Source organism: Sphingobium sp. LSP13-1-1.1, assembly GCF_040676415.1.
In the GTDB taxonomy this organism is placed as follows: Bacteria; Pseudomonadota; Alphaproteobacteria; order Sphingomonadales; family Sphingomonadaceae; genus Sphingobium.
The window spans coordinates 1-311 of the sequence record NZ_JBEGHU010000080.1 but is presented as its reverse complement, the minus strand read 5'-3'; the positions used below and the strand labels follow the sequence as shown (position 1 = coordinate 311).

Below are 311 nucleotides of genomic sequence, written 5' to 3'. Positions count from 1 at the left end.
CCATTGCCAAGTGTGTAGATGCGGCCACCAAACGTCGCATCGTTATTTTCCATGTTGATCGTTAGCGGCCAGCCATTGCCGGTCGAAGTCCAACCGCTGCTATCCGTGCCAGAACCGCGCAGAAAATGCATGATGTTGCCGTTCTGGTGGATCATACCAGAGCGACCGTCAGTGTCTTGCAGGTAGATCGTTGGAGAGCCGTTGCGGATGACTAAGCTACCAGCAGTTTCTATGTTGCTGTTGGCACTGACCCTACCATCTGCGCCGAGTGTAATCATTGGCACACCGGCAGACTTGCCGCTGTAAATCTG

General features: G+C 53.7%; 1 protein-coding gene. It reads right to left on the bottom strand.

Translation table 11 applies throughout. The features are described 5' to 3' along the window. A partial coding sequence (locus tag MRBLSP13_RS22505) for a hypothetical protein (protein ID WP_363756565.1) occupies nucleotides 1-311 on the bottom strand: 311 nt, incomplete at both ends.